This is a genomic window from Streptomyces morookaense (assembly GCF_013030945.1).
Taxonomy (GTDB): Bacteria; Actinomycetota; Actinomycetes; order Streptomycetales; family Streptomycetaceae; genus Streptomyces; species Streptomyces morookaensis.
In genome coordinates this window covers 22,038-41,706 of the sequence record NZ_JABBXF010000019.1, presented here as the reverse complement: position 1 = coordinate 41,706, position 19,669 = coordinate 22,038, and the positions used below count along the sequence as shown (strand labels likewise).

The 19,669-nt window shown below is 71.4% G+C and carries 15 protein-coding genes; 6 read left to right on the top strand and 9 right to left on the bottom strand.

The genetic code is table 11. The features are described 5' to 3' along the window. Positions 1–13: 13 nt before the first annotated feature. The 6 genes from HG542_RS10755 to HG542_RS10730 are packed head-to-tail and all read right to left on the bottom strand — an operon-like array spanning position 14 to position 5,659. Positions 14–1,240 carry an MFS transporter gene (locus tag HG542_RS10755; protein WP_171080032.1) on the bottom strand — a complete coding sequence of 409 codons (1,227 nt, stop codon included), beginning with the start codon at positions 1,238–1,240 and terminating at the stop codon, positions 14–16. 1 nt (position 1,241) lies between these two features. Then, positions 1,242–2,435 carry an ATP-grasp domain-containing protein gene (locus HG542_RS10750; protein ID WP_171080030.1) on the bottom strand — a complete coding sequence of 398 codons (1,194 nt, stop codon included), beginning with the start codon at positions 2,433–2,435 and terminating at the stop codon, positions 1,242–1,244. Beyond that, positions 2,432–3,391, bottom strand: a complete 960-nt coding sequence (locus HG542_RS10745) for a 3-oxoacyl-ACP synthase III family protein (RefSeq protein WP_171080028.1) — start codon at positions 3,389–3,391, stop codon at positions 2,432–2,434. The genes HG542_RS10750 and HG542_RS10745 overlap by 4 nt, the downstream gene beginning before the upstream one ends. Positions 3,392–3,394: 3 nt before the next feature. After that, positions 3,395–4,237 (bottom strand): TauD/TfdA dioxygenase family protein, encoded by an 843-nt coding sequence (locus HG542_RS10740; protein ID WP_171080026.1) that lies wholly within the window; start codon positions 4,235–4,237, stop codon positions 3,395–3,397. Positions 4,238–4,251: 14 nt separating this feature from the next. Then, complete coding sequence (gene hemA / locus HG542_RS10735) at positions 4,252–5,442, bottom strand: 5-aminolevulinate synthase (protein WP_229922527.1); 1,191 nt, start codon at positions 5,440–5,442, stop codon at positions 4,252–4,254. A gap of 52 nt (positions 5,443–5,494) precedes the next feature. Next, complete coding sequence (locus HG542_RS10730) at positions 5,495–5,659, bottom strand: hypothetical protein (RefSeq protein WP_171080022.1); 165 nt, start codon at positions 5,657–5,659, stop codon at positions 5,495–5,497. A 131-nt stretch (positions 5,660–5,790) separates the two neighbouring features. Between HG542_RS10730 and HG542_RS34925 the strand changes: the two genes are divergently transcribed. After that, the gene (locus tag HG542_RS34925) at positions 5,791–6,798 is read left to right on the top strand and encodes a helix-turn-helix domain-containing protein (protein ID WP_229922528.1); all 1,008 of its coding nucleotides are present in this window, start codon (positions 5,791–5,793) and stop codon (positions 6,796–6,798) included. Positions 6,799–6,891: 93 nt separating this feature from the next. Here HG542_RS34925 and typA read toward each other — a convergent pair whose 3' ends face one another. Continuing rightward, entirely contained in the window at positions 6,892–8,799 is a 1,908-nt protein-coding gene (gene typA, locus HG542_RS10720; protein ID WP_171080020.1) for a translational GTPase TypA, read from the bottom strand. A 159-nt stretch (positions 8,800–8,958) separates the two neighbouring features. Then, entirely contained in the window at positions 8,959–10,830 is a 1,872-nt protein-coding gene (locus HG542_RS10715; protein ID WP_171080018.1) for an ABC transporter family substrate-binding protein, read from the bottom strand. A gap of 326 nt (positions 10,831–11,156) precedes the next feature. Here HG542_RS10715 and HG542_RS10710 point away from each other — a divergent pair, with 326 nt between their 5' ends. The 5 genes from HG542_RS10710 (at position 11,157) to HG542_RS10690 (ending at position 16,982) form a co-directional block, all read left to right on the top strand. Then, positions 11,157–11,447: an Rv0250c family protein gene (locus tag HG542_RS10710; RefSeq protein ID WP_171080016.1), complete on the top strand. Its 291-nt coding sequence runs from the start codon at positions 11,157–11,159 to the stop codon at positions 11,445–11,447. Between the two features lie 52 nt (positions 11,448–11,499). Beyond that, positions 11,500–12,324 carry a succinate dehydrogenase subunit SdhC gene (gene sdhC, locus HG542_RS10705; protein WP_171080014.1) on the top strand — a complete coding sequence of 275 codons (825 nt, stop codon included), beginning with the start codon at positions 11,500–11,502 and terminating at the stop codon, positions 12,322–12,324. A gap of 55 nt (positions 12,325–12,379) precedes the next feature. Then, on the top strand, positions 12,380–14,332 hold the full coding sequence (locus tag HG542_RS10700) for a fumarate reductase/succinate dehydrogenase flavoprotein subunit (protein ID WP_171080012.1): 1,953 nt from the start codon (positions 12,380–12,382) through the stop codon (positions 14,330–14,332). Beyond that, on the top strand, positions 14,329–15,096 hold the full coding sequence (locus HG542_RS10695) for a succinate dehydrogenase/fumarate reductase iron-sulfur subunit (RefSeq protein ID WP_171080011.1): 768 nt from the start codon (positions 14,329–14,331) through the stop codon (positions 15,094–15,096). The genes HG542_RS10700 and HG542_RS10695 overlap by 4 nt, the downstream gene beginning before the upstream one ends. 89 nt (positions 15,097–15,185) lie before the next feature. Further along, a complete protein-coding gene (locus HG542_RS10690) occupies positions 15,186–16,982 on the top strand; it encodes a TPM domain-containing protein (protein ID WP_308438042.1) in 1,797 nt (598 codons plus the stop codon). A 16-nt stretch (positions 16,983–16,998) separates the two neighbouring features. On the opposite strand, the gene HG542_RS10685 is transcribed toward HG542_RS10690, so the two are convergent. Continuing rightward, positions 16,999–19,524, bottom strand: coding sequence for a SpoIIE family protein phosphatase (locus HG542_RS10685; RefSeq protein ID WP_171080049.1), 2,526 nt, complete (start codon positions 19,522–19,524; stop codon positions 16,999–17,001). Between the last annotated feature and the right edge of the window lie 145 nt (positions 19,525–19,669).

Sequence of the window (19,669 nt, the reverse complement as noted above, 5' to 3'; positions counted from 1 at the left end):
GGCATGCGACCGGTTACCGGCTCACGGCCGCTCCGGGGCGGAAGCGCACGGCCGGCCAGATGCTGCCGACGGCGAACACCAGCATGATCACGGACACGCTGACGAAGCCGGCGCTGAGCGAGGTCTTCGCCGCCTGTCCGACCGACGGCATCAGGACCACCGACCCCAGGCCGATCGCCAGCAGCCGGAGGGAGGCCATCTTGGCCTTGTCCCCGTCGCCCGCGTGCTGCTGCAGCGAGGAGAGCAGCCAGACCAGGCTGTTGAGGTTGGCGAAACCCGCCGTCAGGAAGGCGGCGAAGTGCACGGCGGGCACCGCGGTGCACGACAGCACCAGGGCGATCCCGGCCTGCACCGCCAGCCAGAAGGGCAGCAGTTTCTGCCGGGCGGTGCGGGAGGTGAAGAAGGAAGCGGTGATCATGCCGATGCCGAAGGTGGCCTCCAGCGCCGAGACGTACCAGCTCTGCCTGCCGTAGAACTCGTCGACCAGCGGCACGACCAGGGTGCTCAGGCTGTTGGCGAACAGGAAGTCCGCGGCACAGGTCACCACCATGGCGAAGACCACCAGTTCCCGGCGGTACTGCCCGAACATCCGGCGCCAGTCGCCGAGCAGCCCCAGGACGGCGGACCGCAGCATCGCCACGGACAGCGGCTGGGTGCGCTCCGGCACCACCGTCCGGATGCGGGACGCGATGCCCGCGCACACGGCCGACGAGCCCGCGCTCACCAGCAGTGCCCCGACCGGTGAGCCATAGGCGAGGACCACGCCCAGCAGGGCCATGCCCACCACCACACCGGCCTGGAAGACCATGCCGGTGACGGCGTTGAACTGGACCACGCCCTCCTTGCCGACATGGTGGGCCGTGAACTTGAACAGCGCGGCGCGCTCCACGTTGTCGAAGACCGCCAGCAGGACGGCCGCCGCCAAGATGAAGGGCACCGGGTCGCCGAGCCGCATCGAGGTGATGCCGACGATCGCGAGGACGCAGCTCGCCTTGCCCAGAGCGGCGGTGATGTAGACGCGCGTGGAGCTGAGCGCATCGACGACCGGCCCGCAGAACGGCAGCACGCAGATCGCTCCGGCCCCCTGCGAGGCGACGACGGAGACGAACGCCTGAGTGCTGCCCGTGAGTTGGAAGAGAACCTGGCCGAGTGCGAGGACGTTCAGACCGAAGGCGAGGCTGGACATCAGGATCGCTCCCAGCATCCGGCGCGCCCGGCCGTCCTGCCAGACCGTTCTCATGTCACTCCCCCGCCGGGGCCGGCGAGACGGCGATGTCCCGGGCGCACTGCCGGAGGAAGGCCTCCAGTTGCGCCGGGTCGCTGTGCGACGCCTCGATGAAGACCGGAACCAGCCACTCGTGGTAGGTGACGTGGTCCGGCAGGGGCTTCCCCGGCGCGAGCGTGAACAGCGCGTCGACGCAGGGATGTTCGCGCAGCTCCTCGGGCACGCCGACCGACCCGACCGTGCCCGGGCCGAGGTGGTGTCCGGGGACGGCCAGCCAGCCGTGGTAGCGGCCCGTGGGTTCCGCGGCCTCCGGCCGCTCCAGGCCGAGCCGGATGGCGATTTCGTGCGAGGGCAGGTGGATGCCCGAGTGCCGCAGGTGGGCGTTGACGACGCCGGCGCCGCCCATCCGGTTGGCCACCTCGAGGAAGACCAGCTCGCCGTCGTCGGTCTCGAAGAACTCGAGGTGGAGGCAGCCGGACTCGATCTCCAGCGCTTTGACCACGCGTTCGGCGAAGTCCCGGTAGTCACCGCGGGGGTCCGCGACCTGGTGGGACCCCAGGGGAGCACCGCCGAGGTAGTCGACGGGCTTGTTGACGTACCTGCTGACCGCGAGGTCCACCAGGGCACCGTCGCCCACCAGGCCGTCGGCGTGCAGGATGGCGCCGTCGATGTACTCCTCGAGCTGATGCTCCCGGCGGTCCGCCAGCTCCCGGTAGGCGGTCAGCGCCTCCGCGGCGGTCGCGTGGACGGTGACGCCCTCGCTGGACGCGCCCTGCCGGGGCTTGATCACGGTGCGGCCCGTCCAGGGCAGCGGCTCGCCGGGGCCCGGCTCCGCCACGAACCGGGGGTGGCGGATCCCGGACTCGGCGAGCGCCGCCTTCATGCTGACCTTGTCCCGCACCCGCTCGATCCGCTCCCGCGAGGGACCGTCCAGCCCGAGGTGGCGGCGGATGTGCCAGGCCTGCAGGATCCCGAACTCCGAGAGGGCCAGCACATGTTCGAAGCCGTCGTCCGGGGACGTACGGGCGATCACCCCCGCGACGAGGTCCTCGCCGGAGGCGAGCTCCAGCCTGCGGCAGCGCAGCCCTTCCGGCAGGTCCGCCATCCGGTCCGGATGTCCGATGTAGGTCACCTCGTGGCGGTCGTGATCGAGACCGAGGTGGTAGGGCATTTTCCGGTACGGGACCTGGTGGACGACAAGAATCCTCATGCGCGAAACTCCAAGGCGGTGATCCCCCAGCTGAATCCCATGGCACTGGACGCCATCAGCACCAGGTCGCCGCGGGCCAGCTTCTTCTCGGTGAGCAGATCCTGCAGGGCGATCAGGGTGTCCGCGCCGCCCATGTGGCCCAGCCTGTGGTAGTTGAAGACGCTCTTCTCCGGCGGCAGTCCGAGGGTCTCCAGGAGTCGCCGGTGCATGTTCCTGTCACCGTGGTTGATCAGGAAGTAGGCGACGTCGGACACATCCCGGCCGAGCGCGTCCAGGGTGTCGCCGACCAGTGCGGTGAAGTTCTCCACGTACGCGTCGGCCAGGCCGGGGCGATGCGCCGCCCGCCGGATGACCACCCGGTTCCGCCGGTGCTCACCGGCGTAGTAGTCGGACCAGCCGGGGTCGGTGCGCATCTCCGCGTGCAGGTGCTCGAACGAGACGTCCCGCCCGGACACCAGGACGGCGGCGGCGGCGTCCCCGTAGTTGAACAGGGCCTTCGACCCGGGGTCGGTGTAGTCCACCAGCCGGCTCAGCCGGTCCCCGACGAGCACCAGCGCGTACTCGCCCCGGCCCAGCGCGATCCCGTCGGCCGCGATCCTCAGCGCGGCCATCCCCGCGTTGCAGAAGTTGGTCACCTCGTAGGCGTGCGCCCGCTCGATGCCCAGCTCGTGCGCCACCTTGGCCGCCGGTGACCAGAACGGCCTGTCCCATTCCCCGGATCCGGCATAGATCACCTGCCGGATGTCCTCGGGCCGTACGGCGGTGCGGTCCAGCACGGCACGCGCCGCCCGGCAGGCCAGCTCCCACGCGCGGCCGTGGTCGCCGAGCACGGGCCAGCCGTCGCCGTGGGTGATCTTCTTGATGTCCTCGACGCCCACGCCGGACGCCGCGTGCATGTCCTGCACGCTGACGTACGACGTGGGCAGGCAGATGTCGAAGTCGACGATGCCGACCACGGATCACGCGTCCGCTTCGATGCTGATGCGGTGCACGGTGCGCGGCACGCCGGGCTCGACCTCGGTGGCCTGGTGGAAGGTGGTGCGGGTCTTCCAGATCACCAGGTCGTGCGGGGTCCAGCGGTGGGTGTGGACGTGGTCCTCGTCCGCCAGCAGACCGTCGACGAGGGAGAAGAACTCCTCGTTCTCGTTGTGGTCGAAGCCCTCGACGGAGTCCATGTACTCGCGGGAACCGTAGAGGTACGGGCGGCCGGTCCCCTCGTCGGTCTGCACCATCGGGTGCCGCACCTTGGGGTGCTCGATGTCGATCAGGGCGCGGAACTCGGCCACCGACAGGCCCACATGCTCGCTGCGGATCCGCAGACGCTTGGCGACGGTGTGCACCCCGGTGCGGCCGGCGAGCTTGTCCTTCCACTCCTGCGGCAGCCGGTCGTAGATGTCGAGCGCGCTGGCGTAGAGCGTGTGCCCGCTGGTCGAGGGGACGTTGACGCCGTGCAGCATCGTGTAGGGGGCGGGGTCCGCCACGAAGGTGGAGTCCTGGTGCCAGAAGTTGCCGACCCGGGCCACTCCCACCGGCTTGTCGTCCCGGACCTCGTTGGACGAGATCATGATCTCGGGGTGGACCGGGTGCCGGTACTTGCCGATGACGAACGGCACCGGCCGGCCCAGCCGCTTCGCGAGCGCGATCTGCTGCTCCGGGGTGAGCTCGAGGCCGCGTACGACGACGAGCTGGTGCCGGGCCAGGCGATCGGTCAACTGGTCGAAGACATCCTGCTGCTGAAGGTCCTCGTAGGTGAAGCCGGTGAACTCCGCACCGATGAACGGAGTGATTTCGCTGATCTTCAAGGGTTGCTCCTGTGTCAGTCCTGTGCGAGGCACTGCTTCAGCGCAGCGACGAAGTAGTCCATCTGCTCCCTCGTCCGGTAGGGCGGAGCAGTGACGCGGAACCGCTCCCCTCCCCTGGGCACCGACGGGAAGTTGATGGGCTGGACATAGATCCCGAACTCCTGGAACAGGCGGCGCGAGACCGCCCGGACACGCTCGCTGCCGGGCACCATGACCGGAACCAGGTGGCTCTCGGCGTCGATGAAGTCGATGCCCTCGGCCCGCAGTGCCGCCTTGAGGTACCGCGCGTTGTCCAGGAGATCGCGGCGCAAGTCGTTGCCGTCCTGGACGAGTTCGAGTCCACGGAGGGTGGCGTCCATGCTCGCCTGCGGCAGGGCCGTGGTGAAGATGAAGCCCGGCGCGTGGGACCGCACGTAGTCGAGCGGGGCGTCGGGGCCGGCGACGTAGCCGCCGACGGTTCCGAGGGCCTTGCCGAACACTCCCTGGACGAAGTCCGCCCGGTGGTCGCCGAGTTCCTCGGAGAGTCCGGCGCCGGTCGGGCCCATGATGCCGATGGCATGGGTCTCGTCGAGGTAGGTCAGCGCGTTGTGGCGCTCGGCCAGATCGAGAATGCTGCTCAGCGGCGACCGGTCGCCGTCCATGGAATAGACGGACTCGAAGACGATCAACTTCGGCCGGTCCGCGGCGTATTGGGCGAGGGCCGCATCGAGTGCCGCGACGTCGTTGTGCGGGAAGACGACCTTCTCGCATCCGCTGCGCACGATGCCCTCGATCAGCGAACGGTGGTTCAGCGCGTCGGAGAAGACGACCATGTCCGGGACCGCGGCCAGCAGGGTGCTCAGCGTCTCGAAATTGGCCACGTATCCGCTGGAAAAGATCAGCGCACGTTCCTTGCCGTGCCAGACCGCGAGCCGGTCCTCCAGCTCGACATGGGTCGTGCTGGTGCCGGCGATATTGCGCGAGCCGCCGTTACCGGTGCCGTGCACCGTCGTGGACTCGCACTGCGACTTGATCAGATCGGGATGGCGGCTCATCCCGAGATAGTCGTTGGTGCACCAGACCTGCACCTTCCGGCCTTGGTGCGAGGTGGAACCGGGCTCGTCGACGAGGTGCCCGCAGGGAATGAACTCCCGGTACAGGCCCTCCTGCCTGAGCTCCTCGATCTTCTGCCCGAATACATCGAAGGCAGCGTGGGGCTGCCTCACGGAGGCCGTGGTCATCATGTCCTTCCACAAAAGGTCGAAGTTCTCCGGGCCGTCATCCCCAGGCGGAGTCACCGGGGGCCTGTGCCTGAGCGACCTCGTGGAACGAACCGGAATCCATGTCTCCGGCCGCCGGCGCCCACCATCCGATCGCCACGATCGCGGCGAATGTGAACGCACCAATAAATTTCCGCAACGGAGCACCGCGCTTCATCTGCATTTTCCCCGATTTCCTCGACGGGGTTCCGAACACCCCGTCCAGACAAGGAAATTGTGCTGCTCGGGCACATCCGGAAGAAATGCCGCAGTGGCATCATGATCGCGCAACTCAGGAATCTGAAGGGGGAGCACATGTGCACAAATGCGGATACAGGCGGAACAACCGGTCCGGTCGAGACGTGCGCGGAAGGGCTGGAGCTCTACCGGGAGGCCCTCGCCCGGGGAGGCGTCGCGGGCGACGTACCGGAATGCCTCGTCCTGCTGGGCCTGCTCAGACCCGTCGACGGCGCCGGCACCGAACTGGTCCCCGTCCCTCCCGACATCGCCGCCGCACGGCTCTCCCGGCCCGTCGAACGTGCCATCTCCGAGCAGCAGAACGCCCTGACGGACATCCACGCCTCGCTCGCCGGGGCCCAGAACGTCTACCGGCAGGCCCAGCAGCAGGCGAAGGCCCCCCTCCGGCTGATCCTCGGCACGGCCGCGATCAGCGCCGCCCTGGAGGAGGCGGTAGGAGCGTGCCGCGAGGAGTTGCTCACCGCCCAGCCGGGCGGCGGGCGTTCCACCGAACTGCTCACCGAGGCCCTGCCCCGCGACCTCGCCCTGCAGGAGCGCGGGGTCCGCCAGCGTACGCTCTACCAGCACGCCGTACGCACCCACAGCCCGACGTTGGCCTATATCGAGCGGGTCTCGGCGAAGGGCGCGGAGATCCGCACCCTCAACGAGGTCTTCGAGCGCATGATCATCTGCGACCGGTCGGTCGCCTTCATCCCCGACCACCGGCACGAGCGGCACACCGCGGCGCTGGCCGTCGAGCACCCGGGGATCATCCAGTTCCTGGTGACGAGCTTCGAGCACCAGTGGGTGCGCGCCGAACCGGTGGTGTACCGCTCCGCCTACCAGCGGCCGCAGCTGCTCACCGACGAGACCCGCCGCGCCGTGCTGCAGCTCGTGGTGACCGGGTACACCAACGAGGCCATCGCCACCCGCCTGGGCATCAGCAGCCGCACGGTGGCCACGCACATCCAGCGGGCTGCGGAACTCCTGGGCAGCCGCAGCCGGGCCCAGCTCTGCTACCTCCTGGCCCGGTCCGGGCTCCTGGAGGACGAGCACGCCGACCGGGTCGCGCCCTCCCGCTCCTGAGCGGTCCCCCTCCCCGCAGGTCCCCGCATGCACAAACGGCCCGTCGTCCCGCTGTGGCAGCGGGAGACGGGCCGTCGTTCAACGGGCCGGGTATCAGCCGTGCTTGGCGCGCGACGCGGTGCGGCCGCGCTCCTTCTGGTCCAGGACGACCTTGCGGATGCGGACCGCCTCCGGGGTCACCTCGACGCACTCGTCGTCGCGGCAGAACTCCAGGGACTGCTCCAGCGACAGCTTGCGCGGCGGCACGATCGCCTCGAACGAATCGGCCGAGGAGGAGCGCATGTTGGTGAGCTTCTTCTCCTTGGTGATGTTGACGTCCATGTCGTCGGAGCGCGAGTTCTCGCCGACGATCATGCCCTCGTACACCTCGGTGCCCGGGTCGGTGAAGAGCACGCCGCGCTCCTGGAGGTTCGTCATCGCGAAGGCGGTGACGGCACCGGCGCGGTCGGCGACCAGGGAGCCGTTGTTACGGGTCTTCAGCTCGCCGAACCACGGCTCGTGGCCCTCGTGGATGGAGTGGGCGATGCCGGTGCCGCGGGTGTTCGTCAGGAACTCCGTGCGGAAGCCGATCAGACCGCGGGACGGGACGACGAACTCCATGCGGACCCAGCCGGAGCCGTGGTTGGACATGTTGTCCATGCGGCCCTTGCGGGTGCCCATGAGCTGGGTGACGGCGCCCATGTGCTCCTCGGGCACGTCGATGGTGATGCGCTCGACGGGCTCGTAGGTCTTGCCGTCCACCTGCTTGGTGACGACCTGCGGCTTGCCGATGGTCATCTCGAAGCCCTCGCGGCGCATCTGCTCGACCAGGATGGCGAGCGCGAGCTCACCACGGCCCTGGACCTCCCAGGCGTCGGGGCGGTCGGTGTCCAGCACGCGGAGCGAGACGTTGCCGATCAGCTCGCGGTCCAGACGGTCCTTGACCTGGCGGGCGGTGACCTTGCGGTCCTTGACCGCGGCCTTGGCGTCCGCACCCTTGCCGGTGCCGCCACGGCCGACCAGCGGCGAGGTGTTGGTGCCGATGGTCATGGAGATCGCCGGCTCGTCGACCGTGATCAGGGGCAGCGCGACCGGGTTCTCCGGGTCGGCCAGGGTCTCGCCGATCATGATGTCGGGGATACCGGCGACGGCGCAGATGTCACCGGGGCCGGCCACCTCGGCGGGCTTGCGGGTGAGGGCCTCGGTCATCATCAGCTCGGTGATGCGGACGTTGGAGACCGAACCGTCGCGCTTGATCCACGCGACCGTCTGGCCCTTGCGCAGTTCGCCCTGCTCGACGCGGAGCAGCGCGATGCGGCCGAGGAAGTTGTCGGCGTCGAGGTTGGTGACGTGCGCCTGGAGCGGCGCGTCCTCCTCGTACGCCGGGGCCGGGACGTGCTCCAGGATGGTGGAGAAGAACGGCTCCAGGCTGGTGCTGTCGGCCGGGACGGTGCCGTCCTCCGGCTTGGTCAGCGAGGCGATGCCGTCACGGCCGCAGGCGTAGACGATCGGGAACTCGATCTGGTCCTCGTCGGCGTCCAGGTCCAGGAAGAGGTCGTACGTCTCGTTGACGACCTCGTCGATGCGGGAGTCCGGACGGTCCGTCTTGTTGATGCAGAGGATGACCGGCTTCCGCTGCTGGAGCGCCTTGCGGAGGACGAAGCGGGTCTGCGGCAGCGGGCCCTCGGAGGCGTCGACGAGCAGCACGACCGCGTCCACCATCGACAGACCGCGCTCGACCTCGCCGCCGAAGTCGGCGTGGCCGGGGGTGTCGATGATGTTGATCGTGATCGGGTCCCCGCCGTCCTTGGGGTGATACTTCACCGCCGTGTTCTTGGCGAGGATCGTGATGCCCTTCTCACGCTCCAGGTCGTTCGAGTCCATGACGCGGTCGTCGACGGAGTCGAGCTGGTGGGCGGCGAAGGCGCCGGCCTGCTTGAGCATGGCGTCGACGATGGTCGTCTTGCCGTGGTCGACGTGGGCGACGATGGCGACGTTACGAATGTCGTGGCGCGTGGGCATACTTGCGGCGCTTCTCCCGGAATCGTGGATGGCGGCGCGTACGGTCCGGTACGCGCGCCCGCCGGGCAGATCAACGCCACGGCCTCACTCCATGGTACGGGGCCGCTGCCGTTTTGGCTTTCCAGGGGCTCTGACCTGGGGTTATCCCTGGTGGGAGGGCTATTGGCGGCGGAACCCCATGTCCTGGTACCGCGGCGTGGCGAGCCCGAAGGCCCCGGCGTTCACGACAGTGGCGCGCGCTCCCACCAGTTCCGGCCGCTGGTAGAGCGGGATCGACCCGGCCGCCGCCCAGATCCGCGCGTCGGCCCGGGTGACCAGGTCCCGCGAGGCGTCCTCGTCCAGCTCTCCGGCCGCCTGGTCGAAGAGCCGGTCGATCTGGTCGGTGCCGACCCGCGTGTAGTTCTGCTCGACGGTCAGCGAGCCGTCCGTGGCCGGCTGCGGCTTGGCGAAGATCGGGCGTGCGTCGGTCGCCGGGTAGGCGCTCGCGGGCCAGGAGTAGAGCGCGAGGTCGAAGTCGCCGGAGGCGATGTGGTCCTTGAAGTAGCCCGCGTCCTCGACCCTGGTGATCTCCGTGCGGATGCCGACCGCCTCCAGCTGGCGGGCGATCCGGTCGCCGACGGCCCTCAGGGACTCCGTCCCCGACCCCTTCGGCAGGACGAAGCGGAGGGCGAGCTTCTTGCCGTCCTTGAGCCGGACGGGCGCCGCCGCGCCCTTGCCGGAGGAGGAGCCGTGGTTCCGGTCGTCCCGCACTTCCCTGGAGCTGTCCTCCGCGGCCTCGGCCGGCTTCTTCCGGGCCGTCTGCCCCTCCTTCCAGCCCGCGTCGGCGAGCAGGGACATGGCCGCCCGCGGATCCATGCCGCCGATGGCGTCGCTGTTGTCCTGGTAGCCCTCCTGCCCGGCGACGAGCACATGGCTGCCGAGCGGCTCGGCGGGCAGCCCGAGCGGACGCAGGACGGACTCGGCGATGGCCCGGCGGTCGATGGCCCGGGCGACGGCGCGCCGCACGCGCTCGTCGGCGAGCGGCCCGGAGGCGCCGTTGAGGGCGAGCTGGGTGTAGGCGGGCTCCAGGGACTTGCGCACGACGAGCCCGTGCAGCTGCGGGTCGGACGGCTTGACCGGCTTCCCCGCCTTGTCCTTCTTCGGCGGCATGTTCGCCTTCGCGATGCGCGTGGCGATGTCGGGGGTGATCTCGGCGAGATCCGCCTTGCCGCTCGCCAGCGCCTCGGCCCGCTGCTCGCGCGGCACGGCGCGCAGCACGAGCCGGTCCAGCTTGGCCCGGTCGCCCCACCACTTGGGGTTCCGTTCGAGGGTGAGGGTGCCCTGGTCCTCGTCGCGGCTGCCGACCTTGAACGGCCCGGCGGCGAGCGCCAGCTCCTTGCGGGCGGAGTCGTTGAACCCGGTCGGGGTGCCCATGACGGACTTCGGGTAGAGCGGGGTGAAGAGGGAGGGCCAGTCGGCATAGCTCTTCGCGAAGGTGACCTTGACCTCGTGGGCGTCGGCCCCGCGCTCGACGCGCTCGATCCGGTCGTACCCGGCGTTGCGGGCCGTCCAGTACGCGCTGTCCTTGCCGCGCAGCGCCTTGGCCTGGGCCTCGAAGTCGGCCGCGGTGACGGCGCTGCCGTCGCTCCACACGGCGGACGGGTTGAGCTTGTAGAGCACCACCTGGCGGGGCTCGCGCCGGACGACCTCGGCGGACCGCAGGAAGTCGGGGTTGCGCTGCGGGCGGCCGTGCGCGTCGAGGGTGAACAGGGCGGGGAGCACGGCTCCGGCGACGCGCTGCGTGCTGGCGTCGGCGTCCGCCTGGAAGGTGTTGAAGGTCGTGGGCAGGGCATCGACGGCCCAGGTCAGAGTGCCCTTGTCGGCGACCTTGGCGCGCGCGGCGACGGCGATGTCCCGGGCGGCCGCGGCCCCGTCGGAGGCGTCGGGCCCGCCGGAGGAGCAGCCGGCCAGGAGGGGCAGCGGGAGCAGCACGCCCGCCGCGAGCAGCGCGGCGCAGCGGCGGGCACGGGACGACCGGGTGCGGACGGACATGGGCGCTAACCTCCGCGGGGCGGGCCGAGAACGTTCGCAGCCGGCACATACGGCCGCTGCTCGCCGCCCACTGAAGGCGACGGTCCCGGCGAAGACCCGCCGACACGTCGCCGCCGGCCCGCACAACACCCGCCTGGACGAACGTTTCCGCAGCGCCTCCGTCACCCTGACGCGCACCGCGCTTCACCCTGACGCGCACAGGGAATGCGCTCCCGCGAAGGCGCGATCGGGACGGCTATCTTCCCCTGAAGGGGTGTGACGCGCGACACTCTCTGTCGCATCTGCGCCGCCACCCGCAACCGCCGACGCGGAAGTGAGGGCACATCATGTCCGTCAAAGACGACCTGACCTCGGTCCAGCGCAGCCTGGACGAGCTGAACCGCGCACTGGGCCGGCTGGAGCAGCAGCTGGGACGCGAGCCGCTGGACGTGCGCCGGGTGCGCACGGACGCCGACCATCTGCGCGAGAGCGTCGCCCTGCTGCGCGGGGCCCAGCCCGCCGAGAGCCCGCGCCCCGCCATCGTGCCGGTGCCGATCCCGGAGGCCCCCTACGACGCCTCGCTGTGGCGGGACGCCGACGACGAGGGCCTGGGCGCGCGCGACCGGCGCGCCCCGTAGCCGGGCCGGGCACCGACACCGAACCGTCCGCCCACTCCTCCCGGAGTCCGTCTTGGCCACTGGTACCGAACCCCGAGCCGTTGCCGCCGGCGGCGTCCACCACTCCTCGCGCGCCGCGATCCCCGAGCGCCATCTGCGGCGCGACCGCTGGTGGCTGGCGCCCGCCGCGACGGCCGCCGGGCTGCTGGCGTTCGTCGTGTACTCGACGTGGCGCGCGTTCGCGGGCGACCACTACTACGCGGCGCCCTATGTCTCGCCGTTCTACTCGCCCTGTCTCGCGGAGAACTGCGTGCCCATGAAGGGCGGCGCGGACTGGGGGGTGGTCGGGGCCTGGTGGGGGCTGTCGCCCGCGCTGCTGGTCCTGATCTTCCCGCTGGGCTTCCGGCTCACCTGCTACTACTACCGCAAGGCCTACTACCGCGGCTTCTGGGCCGCGCCCGCGGCCTGCGCGGTGCCCGAGCCGCACGCGCGCTACACCGGGGAGACGCGCTTCCCGCTGATCCTGCAGAACATCCACCGCTACTTCTTCTACTTCGCGGTGATCGTCGCGGGGATCCTCACCTACGACACCGCGCTGGGCTTCAGGAACGCGGACGGCGAGTGGGGCCACATGGGCCTCGGCACCCTCGTCCTGCTCGCCAACATCGCGCTGATCTGGGCGTACACGCTCTCCTGCCACTCCTGCCGGCACATCGTCGGCGGGCGGCTGCGGAACTTCTCGCGGCACCCGGTGCGCTACCGGCTGTGGGGCTGGGTCAGCCGGCTCAACGCCCGTCATATGCAGCTCGCCTGGGCGTCCCTGATCAGCGTGGCCGTGGCGGACTTCTACGTGTACCTGATCGCGAGCGGCGCCTTCGACGATCCGCGGTTCTTCTAGGGCTTCCAGGGTTTCCGGGATTTCCGGGGTTTCCAGAACAAGGGGACAGTTTTCGATGACACAGGTGGGGCGGCAGTCCTGGGACGTGGTCGTGGTGGGCGCCGGCGGCGCCGGGCTGCGGGCCGCCGTGGAGGCGCGGGAGCGGGGGCTGCGGGTCGCGGTGATCTGCAAGTCGCTGTTCGGCAAGGCCCACACGGTGATGGCCGAGGGCGGCATCGCGGCCTGCATGGGCAACGTCAACTCCAAGGACAACTGGAAGGTCCACTTCCGGGACACCCTGCGGGGCGGCAAGTTCCTCAACAACTGGCGCATGGCCGAGCTGCATGCCCAGGAGGCGCCCGACCGGGTGTGGGAGCTGGAGACCTGGGGCGCCGTCTTCGACCGCACCGACCGCGGGATGATCTCCCAGCGCAACTTCGGCGGGCACGAGTACCCGCGGCTGGCCCACGTCGGCGACCGCACGGGCCTGGAGCTCATCCGCACCCTCCAGCAGAAGATCGTCTCCCTGCAGCAGGAGGACCACAAGGAGACGGGCGACTACGAGGCCCGCCTGAAGGTCTTCCAGGAGTGCACGGTCACCCGGGTCCTGAAGGACGGGGACCGGGTCTCCGGCGTCTTCGGCTACGAGCGCGAGTCCGGCCGGTTCTTCGCCATCGAGGCCCCCTCCGTGGTGCTGGCCACCGGCGGCATCGGCAAGTCCTTCAAGGTGACCTCCAACTCCTGGGAGTACACCGGCGACGGGCACGCCCTGGCGCTGCTCGCCGGGGCGCGGCTGGTCAACATGGAGTTCGTGCAGTTCCACCCGACGGGCATGGTCTGGCCGCCCTCCGTCAAGGGCATCCTGGTCACCGAGTCCGTGCGCGGCGACGGCGGGGTGCTGCGCAACAGCGACGGCAAGCGGTTCATGTTCGACTACATCCCGGACGTCTTCCGGGAGAAGTACGCCGACACCGAGGCCGAGGCCGACCGCTGGTACGAGGACCCCGACCACAACCGCCGCCCGCCCGAGCTGCTCCCCCGCGACGAGGTGGCCCGCGCCATCAACGCCGAGGTCAAGGCCGGGCGCGGCACCCCGCACGGCGGGGTCTTCCTGGACGTCTCCACCCGGATGCCGGCCGAGGCGATCAAACGCAAACTCCCGTCCATGCACCACCAGTTCAAGGAGCTGGCGGACGTGGACATCACGGCCGAGCCCATGGAGGTCGGCCCCACCTGCCACTACGTGATGGGCGGCGTCGAGGTCGCGCCCGACACGGCGGAGGCGGTCGGGGTGCCCGGTCTCTTCGCGGCGGGCGAGGTCGCCGGCGGCCTGCACGGCTCCAACCGCCTCGGCGGCAACTCCCTTTCGGATCTGCTGGTGTTCGGCCGCAGGGCCGGGCTCTACGCGGCGGAGTACGCGGCCTCGTTCGGCGCCGGTGACCGGCCCGCGGTCTCGGACGCGGACGTGGAGCTGGCGGAGGCGGAGGCGCTGCGCCCGTTCGGCGCGGAGGGCGCGGAGGGCGCGGAGCAGGATCCCGCGCAGGGCCCGGAGAACCCGTACGCCGTCCACCAGGAACTGCAGCAGTCGATGAACGACCTGGTGGGGATCATCCGCCGGGAGCCGGAGATGACGGAGGCACTGCGCCGCCTGGACGGCCTGCGGGCCCGCGCCCGGCGGGCCGGGGTGGAGGGGCACCGGCAGTTCAACCCCGGCTGGCACCTGGCCCTCGACCTGCGCAACATGCTGCTGGTCAGCGAGTGCGTGGCGCGGGCTGCGCTGGAGCGCACCGAGAGCCGCGGCGGTCACACGCGCGACGACCACCCGCAGATGGACCGGGAGTGGCGGCGGATCAATCTGGTCTGCCGACTCGTCGAGAACACTGCCGGGGGCGCCGCCGCGGCGGATCCGGCGCTGGGGCGGATCCGGCTGGAACGGCAGGACATGCCGCCGATGCGGCCGGACCTGCTGGCGCTGTTCGAGAAGGAAGAGCTGGTCAAGTACCTGACGGACGAGGAGCTCACCTCATGACCTACCAGGGCCGCTTCAAGGTGTGGCGGGGTGACGCCGAGGGCGGCGGCCTCGTCGACTACGAGGTGGATGTGCACGAGGGGGAGGTCGTCCTCGACATCGTCCACCGCATCCAGGCCACCACCGCCCCCGACCTGGCCGTCCGCTGGAACTGCAAGGCGGGCAAGTGCGGTTCGTGCAGTGCGGAGATCAACGGGCGCCCGCGGCTGATGTGCATGACGCGGATGTCCGTCTTCGACCCCGCGGAGACGATCACCGTGACCCCGATGCGCGCCTTCCCGGTGCTGCGCGACCTGGTCACGGACGTCTCGTACAACTACACGAAGGCCCGCGAGGTCCCGTCCTTCGTGCCGCCGCCCGGGGTGAAGGCGGGCGAGTACCGGATGATGCAGGAGGACGTCAACCGGGTGCAGGAGTTCCGCAAGTGCATCGAGTGCTTCCTGTGCCAGAACACCTGCCACGTGGTCCGCGACCACGAGGAGAACAAGCAGGTGTTCGCGGGGCCGCGCTTCCTGATGCGGATCGCCGAGCTGGACATGCACCCGCTGGACGCGGCGGAGGAGACCGGCACCGACCGGAAGCGCGGGGCGCGCGAGGAGCACGGGCTCGGCTACTGCAACATCACCAAGTGCTGCACGGAGGTGTGCCCCGAGCACATCCGCATCACGGACAACGCACTGATCCCGCTCAAGGAGAGGGTGGTGGACCGCAGCTACGACCCGCTCGTCTGGCTCGGCAACCGGATCGGACGACGCAGCAGGTAGCCGGGGCAGAGGGCGCACACCACCACGCACAGCAACCGGACAGCTGCCAGGAGTAGCGGCCCGGCGATTCCGGTCATACGCTCCAAAATGTGACGCGGCCCTCGACGCGGTGCGAACGACCCGCGGCGCGCCCCGGCATGGCCCTGGTCGCCGCCGCCCTCTCCGCGTTGTGCATCCTCCTGTTCCCCGCCGCGTCCGCCCGCGCCGACACCCCTCTCGACCTGGACTCCGGCGGCCGCATCACCGACACGGTCGGCGCCCTCGGGCACCGCCGCGGCCAGGTCGAGGCCGCCCTGGACCGGCTGCACGCCACCCAGCACATCCAGCTGTACGTCACCTACGTCCACGACTTCTCCGGCCGGGCCGCCCACGACTGGGCCGACGCCACCGCCGACCGCAACGGCCTCGGCCCCCACGACGTCCTGCTCGCCATCTCCACCTCCGGCCGCCAGTACGCCGTCTCCGCCGCCGAGGACTCCGGCTTCCGCCAGGACCAGCTCTCCACCGTGGCCGCCCTGGCCATCTCCCCCGCCCTCAAGGAGCACGACTGGGCCGGCGCCGCCATCGGCGCCGCCGACGGCTACCGCGCCGTGCTGCGCGGCGAGCCGGTCCGCACCCCGCTCATCAAGCCCGGCAGCAGCGACCCGGGCGGGGACGGGCTGCTGCCCGGCGACCGCCGGGTCTGGGTCCCGGTGGCCGCGGGCGGCGGGCTCTGCCTGGGCGGGCTCTACCTCGCCTCGCGCTACGCCGCCCGGCGCCGCCGCGCAGTCGGGTACCCGGAGGAGGCCGCGTACCCACTGGTCGCCACGGCCACCCCGGCCGGGCTCGCCCGGATGGCCCAGCCGCTGACCCCGCTCGCCGACCTGGACGTGGAGGCCTGCCGCAACCTCGTCGACACCGACGACGCGGTCCGCACCAGCGCCGAGGAACTCCACTTCGCCACCACCCAGTTGGGCCCCGCGGCGACCCGCCCCTTCGCCGAGGCCGTGGACTGGGCCCGCAGCGAACTGGCCGACGCCTTCCGGCTCCGGCAGCAGCTGGACGACGCGCCGTACGAGGACGAGGACGTCCGGCGGCACGCCCTGGACGGCATCTGCTCCCGCTGCACCAGCGCCAACCGCCGCCTGGACGCGGAGTCCACCGCCTTCGACCGGCTCCGCGGCATACGGGCCAACGCAGCCGCACTGCTCGTACGGGCCGAGGCGGCGGCCCGCGCCCTGACCCCGCGCCTGCGCACCGCCGAGGCGGCGCTGGCGGCCGTCGCCGCGCACTGCCCCGAGGCCGCCCTCGCCCCCGTCGCCCGCCACCCGGCCGAGGCCCGCGCCCGCCTCGCCTTCGCCGGCGCCGCGCTCACCGAGGCCCGGGCCGCCCTGGCCGGCGGGGACGCGGAACAGGCCGTCGTCTCCCTCCGCGCCGCCGAGGCCGCCCTCGCCCAGGCCCGCACCCTGGTCACCGCCGCACTCCGGCACGTCCGCGAACTCACGGGCGCCACGGCCCGGTTGCACGCCGCGCTCCGCACCATGGCGGACGACGCGCAGGACCCCCGCCATGTGATCCGCACCCTCGACCCCCTGACGGCCGCCCGCAGCGAGACCGCCGCGGCACGGGACTTCATCGCCACGCACCGGGGCGCGGTCGGCTGCCGGGCCCGCACCCTGCTGGCCGAGGCGGAACGCCGCCTGGCCCCGGCCCGCGGCGACCCCGCCGAGGCCGCCCGCGCCACGGCCCTGGCCCACGAGGCCCGCACCCTGGCCGAACGCGACGTGGCCGGCTACAACACCCCCACCCACGGCGTGGGCGCGGCCCTCCTGGGCGGCATCATCCTCGCGGGCCTCCTGCCACCGACTTTCGGAGGCGGCTCGACGAGGGGGCGGTTGGGGGCATGACATCGCGCCCGCACCCTCAATACAGGCTGAGCAACGCCTCAACCGCATCCGGCGGCACCGAATCCCCATCCGGCAACGCCATTTCGAACCACACCGTCTTCCCCCGGGGAATCCGCCGACTCCCCCACGCCGCACTCAACAGCCCGACGAGCTGAAGCCCCCGCCCGCCCTCGTCGGTATCGCGCGCCCGACGGCGCCTCGGCTGCACCAGCCCCCCGTCCCACACCTCGCACACCAGCGTCCGGTCCAGCAGCAGCCGCAGCCGGATCTCGCCCTCGCCGTACCGCAGCGCGTTGGTGACGAGCTCGCTGACGAGGAGCTCGGTGGTGTCGACGAGGTCGTCCAGCTCCCAGGCCGTCAGCTGGTCGCGGGCCAGCTCACGGGCGCGGGCGACCGAGCGGGGCTCGGGGGCCAGCGTCCAGTCCCCGACCCGGTCCGGCGGCAGGCCGCGCACCTTGGCCATGAGCAGGGCGATGTCGTCCTCGCCATGGTGGGTGTCGAGGGCGCCCAGCACATGGTCGCAGACATCCTCCAGCGGCCGCCCCGGATCGTGCAGGGCCTCGCGGAACGCCTCCAGGCCCTCGTCCAGCGGATGGTCCCGGGACTCGACCAGGCCGTCGGTGTAGAGGGCGAGCAGCGCGCCCTCGGGGAGCTCGACGACCGTCTCCTCGAAGGGCTCGCCCCCGACGCCCAGCGGCATGCCCGGCGGCACGTCCAGCAGCATCGCGGGCTCGCCCTCCTCGACCAGGACGGGCGGCAGATGCCCGGCGTTGGCCACCGTGCAGCGCCGGGTGACCGGGTCGTAGACGGCGTAGACGCAGGTGGCCAGGTAGACCTCGGAGAGGTCGGAGGGCCGGATGCTGCCGCGCACCCCGCGCGGGGCGGACTGCTTGCCGCCGGGCCGGCCGAGGCCGTGGGCGATCTCGTCGAGCGCGGAGAGCACCTCGGCGGGCTCCAGGTCGAGCATGGCCAACGTGCGGACGGCGGTGCGCAGTTCGCCCATGGCGACGGCCGCCCGCAGACCGCGTCCCATGACGTCGCCGACGACCAGGGCGGTGCGGTGCCCGGGCAGTTCGATGACGTCGAACCAATCACCGCCGATCTCCGTGGCCGCGTTGCCGGGCAGGTAGCGGCAGGCGATGTCGAGGCCCGCGGCCTCGGGGTCGCCCGGGGGCAGCAGGCTGCGCTGGAGGATCAGCGCCCGCTCGTGCTCGCGCCGGTAGAGCCGGGCGTTGTCGATGCAGACGGCCGCGCGGGCCGCCAGCTCGACGGCGAGCGCGGTGTCGCGCTCGCCGAACGGCTCGCTGCCCTTCGTGCGGGAGAACTGGGCCAGCCCCACCACGGTGTCCCGGGCGACCATCGGCACGGCCAGCGTGGACTGCACGACGGCGCCCAGCTCCGGGCCGCCGCCCTCGTCGCCCTCGCGGCAGGGGACGTTCTGCACATGGGCGGTGCGCAGCGCCTGGGCGCAGGGCGAGTGGAACGGGTACCGGTGCACCTCGCCGACCTGGACGGACTTGTGGTCCGCGTCGACCGGCACCCCGGAGACCGCGCTGGAGTAGGCGACGCGCCGCAACTCCCCGCTGCCGTCGGCGAGTCCGGGCGGCGCCTCGTCGCCGACGAGCAGGCCCTGGTAGAGGTCGACGGAGGCGAGGTCGCAGAACTGCGGGACGGCGACGTCCAGCAGCTCGCGGGCGGTGGTCTCCAGGTCGAGCGAGTTGCCGATGCGCGCGCCCGCCTCGTTGAGCAGCGCGAGGTTGCGGCGCACCCCCGCGGCCTCGCGCTCGGCCCGGCGCCGCCCGGTGACGTCGGTGGCGATCGCGGCCACCCCGATCGGCCGCCCGCTGCCGCTGTGCAGCCGGTACAGCGACACCGACCAGCGGCGCCGCTCGTGCCGGCCGGGCACGGGCCCGACGAGCTGAAGGTCCGCCACCGGCTTTCCGGTGTCGAGGACCTGGCGCAGCGCGGCCGTCAGCCGCTCGGCCTCGATGCGGGGCAGGAAGTCGTGCGGGGTGCGGCCGCGGTGCCAGTCGGCGGGGCGGCCGAAAGCCTGGGCGAAACTCTCGTTGACGCGCAGCAGGGTCAGGTCCGTGCCGACGAAGAAGAAGCCGAGCGGAGATTGGCCGAAAACGGCTTCCGAAGCGGCAATGTCGGTCTCTATTCCGCGCAGCGCCCTGACGTCGACGGCCACACAGAGCGCCGAGCGTTCGCCGCGCCGGTTCTCGCCGGGCATCACATAGATCTCGGCCAGGCCCTGCTGCCGGCTGTCGTCGCCGCGCTGATAGGGCACGAGGCCGGTCCAGGCCCGTCCGTCGAGGCCGCCCTCGCCCAGGAACGGGGTGTCGGTCAGCGGCCTGCGGCGCGCGGTCGGTGCGGGGGCGAGCACGTCCAGCGGATCCCTGCCGACGGCCTGCCGGGCCGTTATGCCGAACAGTTCGGCGGCCCGCTCGCTCCACTGCTCGATCCGCCCGTCGGGGCCCAGCGAGAACGCCGCCACACGGATGTGGTCGTAGAGGGAACCGGGCGGACTGTTCTGCCACATCGCCGTGGCGCCCGTACCCTCCGGACCGCCCCCTGCAGTACCCGCTGGCTTTTCGCTCACGTGCCCGTCCCCTCCGGCTCATGTGCTCGCACCGGCATCAGAAGCCCGAGTATCCAGCACGGCGGGCCCTCGGAACACGGACTTC

Bases quoted from the DNA above. Each gene is read 5' to 3' on its own strand.
- HG542_RS10715 (WP_171080018.1), bottom strand. From the start codon at position 10,830: ATGTCCGTCCGCACCCGGTCGTCCCGTGCCCGCCGCTGCGCCGCGCTG.
- HG542_RS10685 (WP_171080049.1), bottom strand. From the start codon at position 19,524: ATGTGGCAGAACAGTCCGCCCGGTTCCCTCTACGACCACATCCGTGTG.
- HG542_RS10710 (WP_171080016.1), top strand. From the start codon at position 11,157: ATGTCCGTCAAAGACGACCTGACCTCGGTCCAGCGCAGCCTGGACGAG.
- HG542_RS10700 (WP_171080012.1), top strand. From the start codon at position 12,380: ATGACACAGGTGGGGCGGCAGTCCTGGGACGTGGTCGTGGTGGGCGCC.
- typA (WP_171080020.1), bottom strand. From the start codon at position 8,799: ATGCCCACGCGCCACGACATTCGTAACGTCGCCATCGTCGCCCACGTC.
- HG542_RS10750 (WP_171080030.1), bottom strand. From the start codon at position 2,435: ATGAGGATTCTTGTCGTCCACCAGGTCCCGTACCGGAAAATGCCCTAC.
- HG542_RS10695 (WP_171080011.1), top strand. From the start codon at position 14,329: ATGACCTACCAGGGCCGCTTCAAGGTGTGGCGGGGTGACGCCGAGGGC.
- HG542_RS10755 (WP_171080032.1), bottom strand. From the start codon at position 1,240: ATGAGAACGGTCTGGCAGGACGGCCGGGCGCGCCGGATGCTGGGAGCG.
- HG542_RS34925 (WP_229922528.1), top strand. From the start codon at position 5,791: ATGTGCACAAATGCGGATACAGGCGGAACAACCGGTCCGGTCGAGACG.
- HG542_RS10730 (WP_171080022.1), bottom strand. From the start codon at position 5,659: ATGCAGATGAAGCGCGGTGCTCCGTTGCGGAAATTTATTGGTGCGTTC.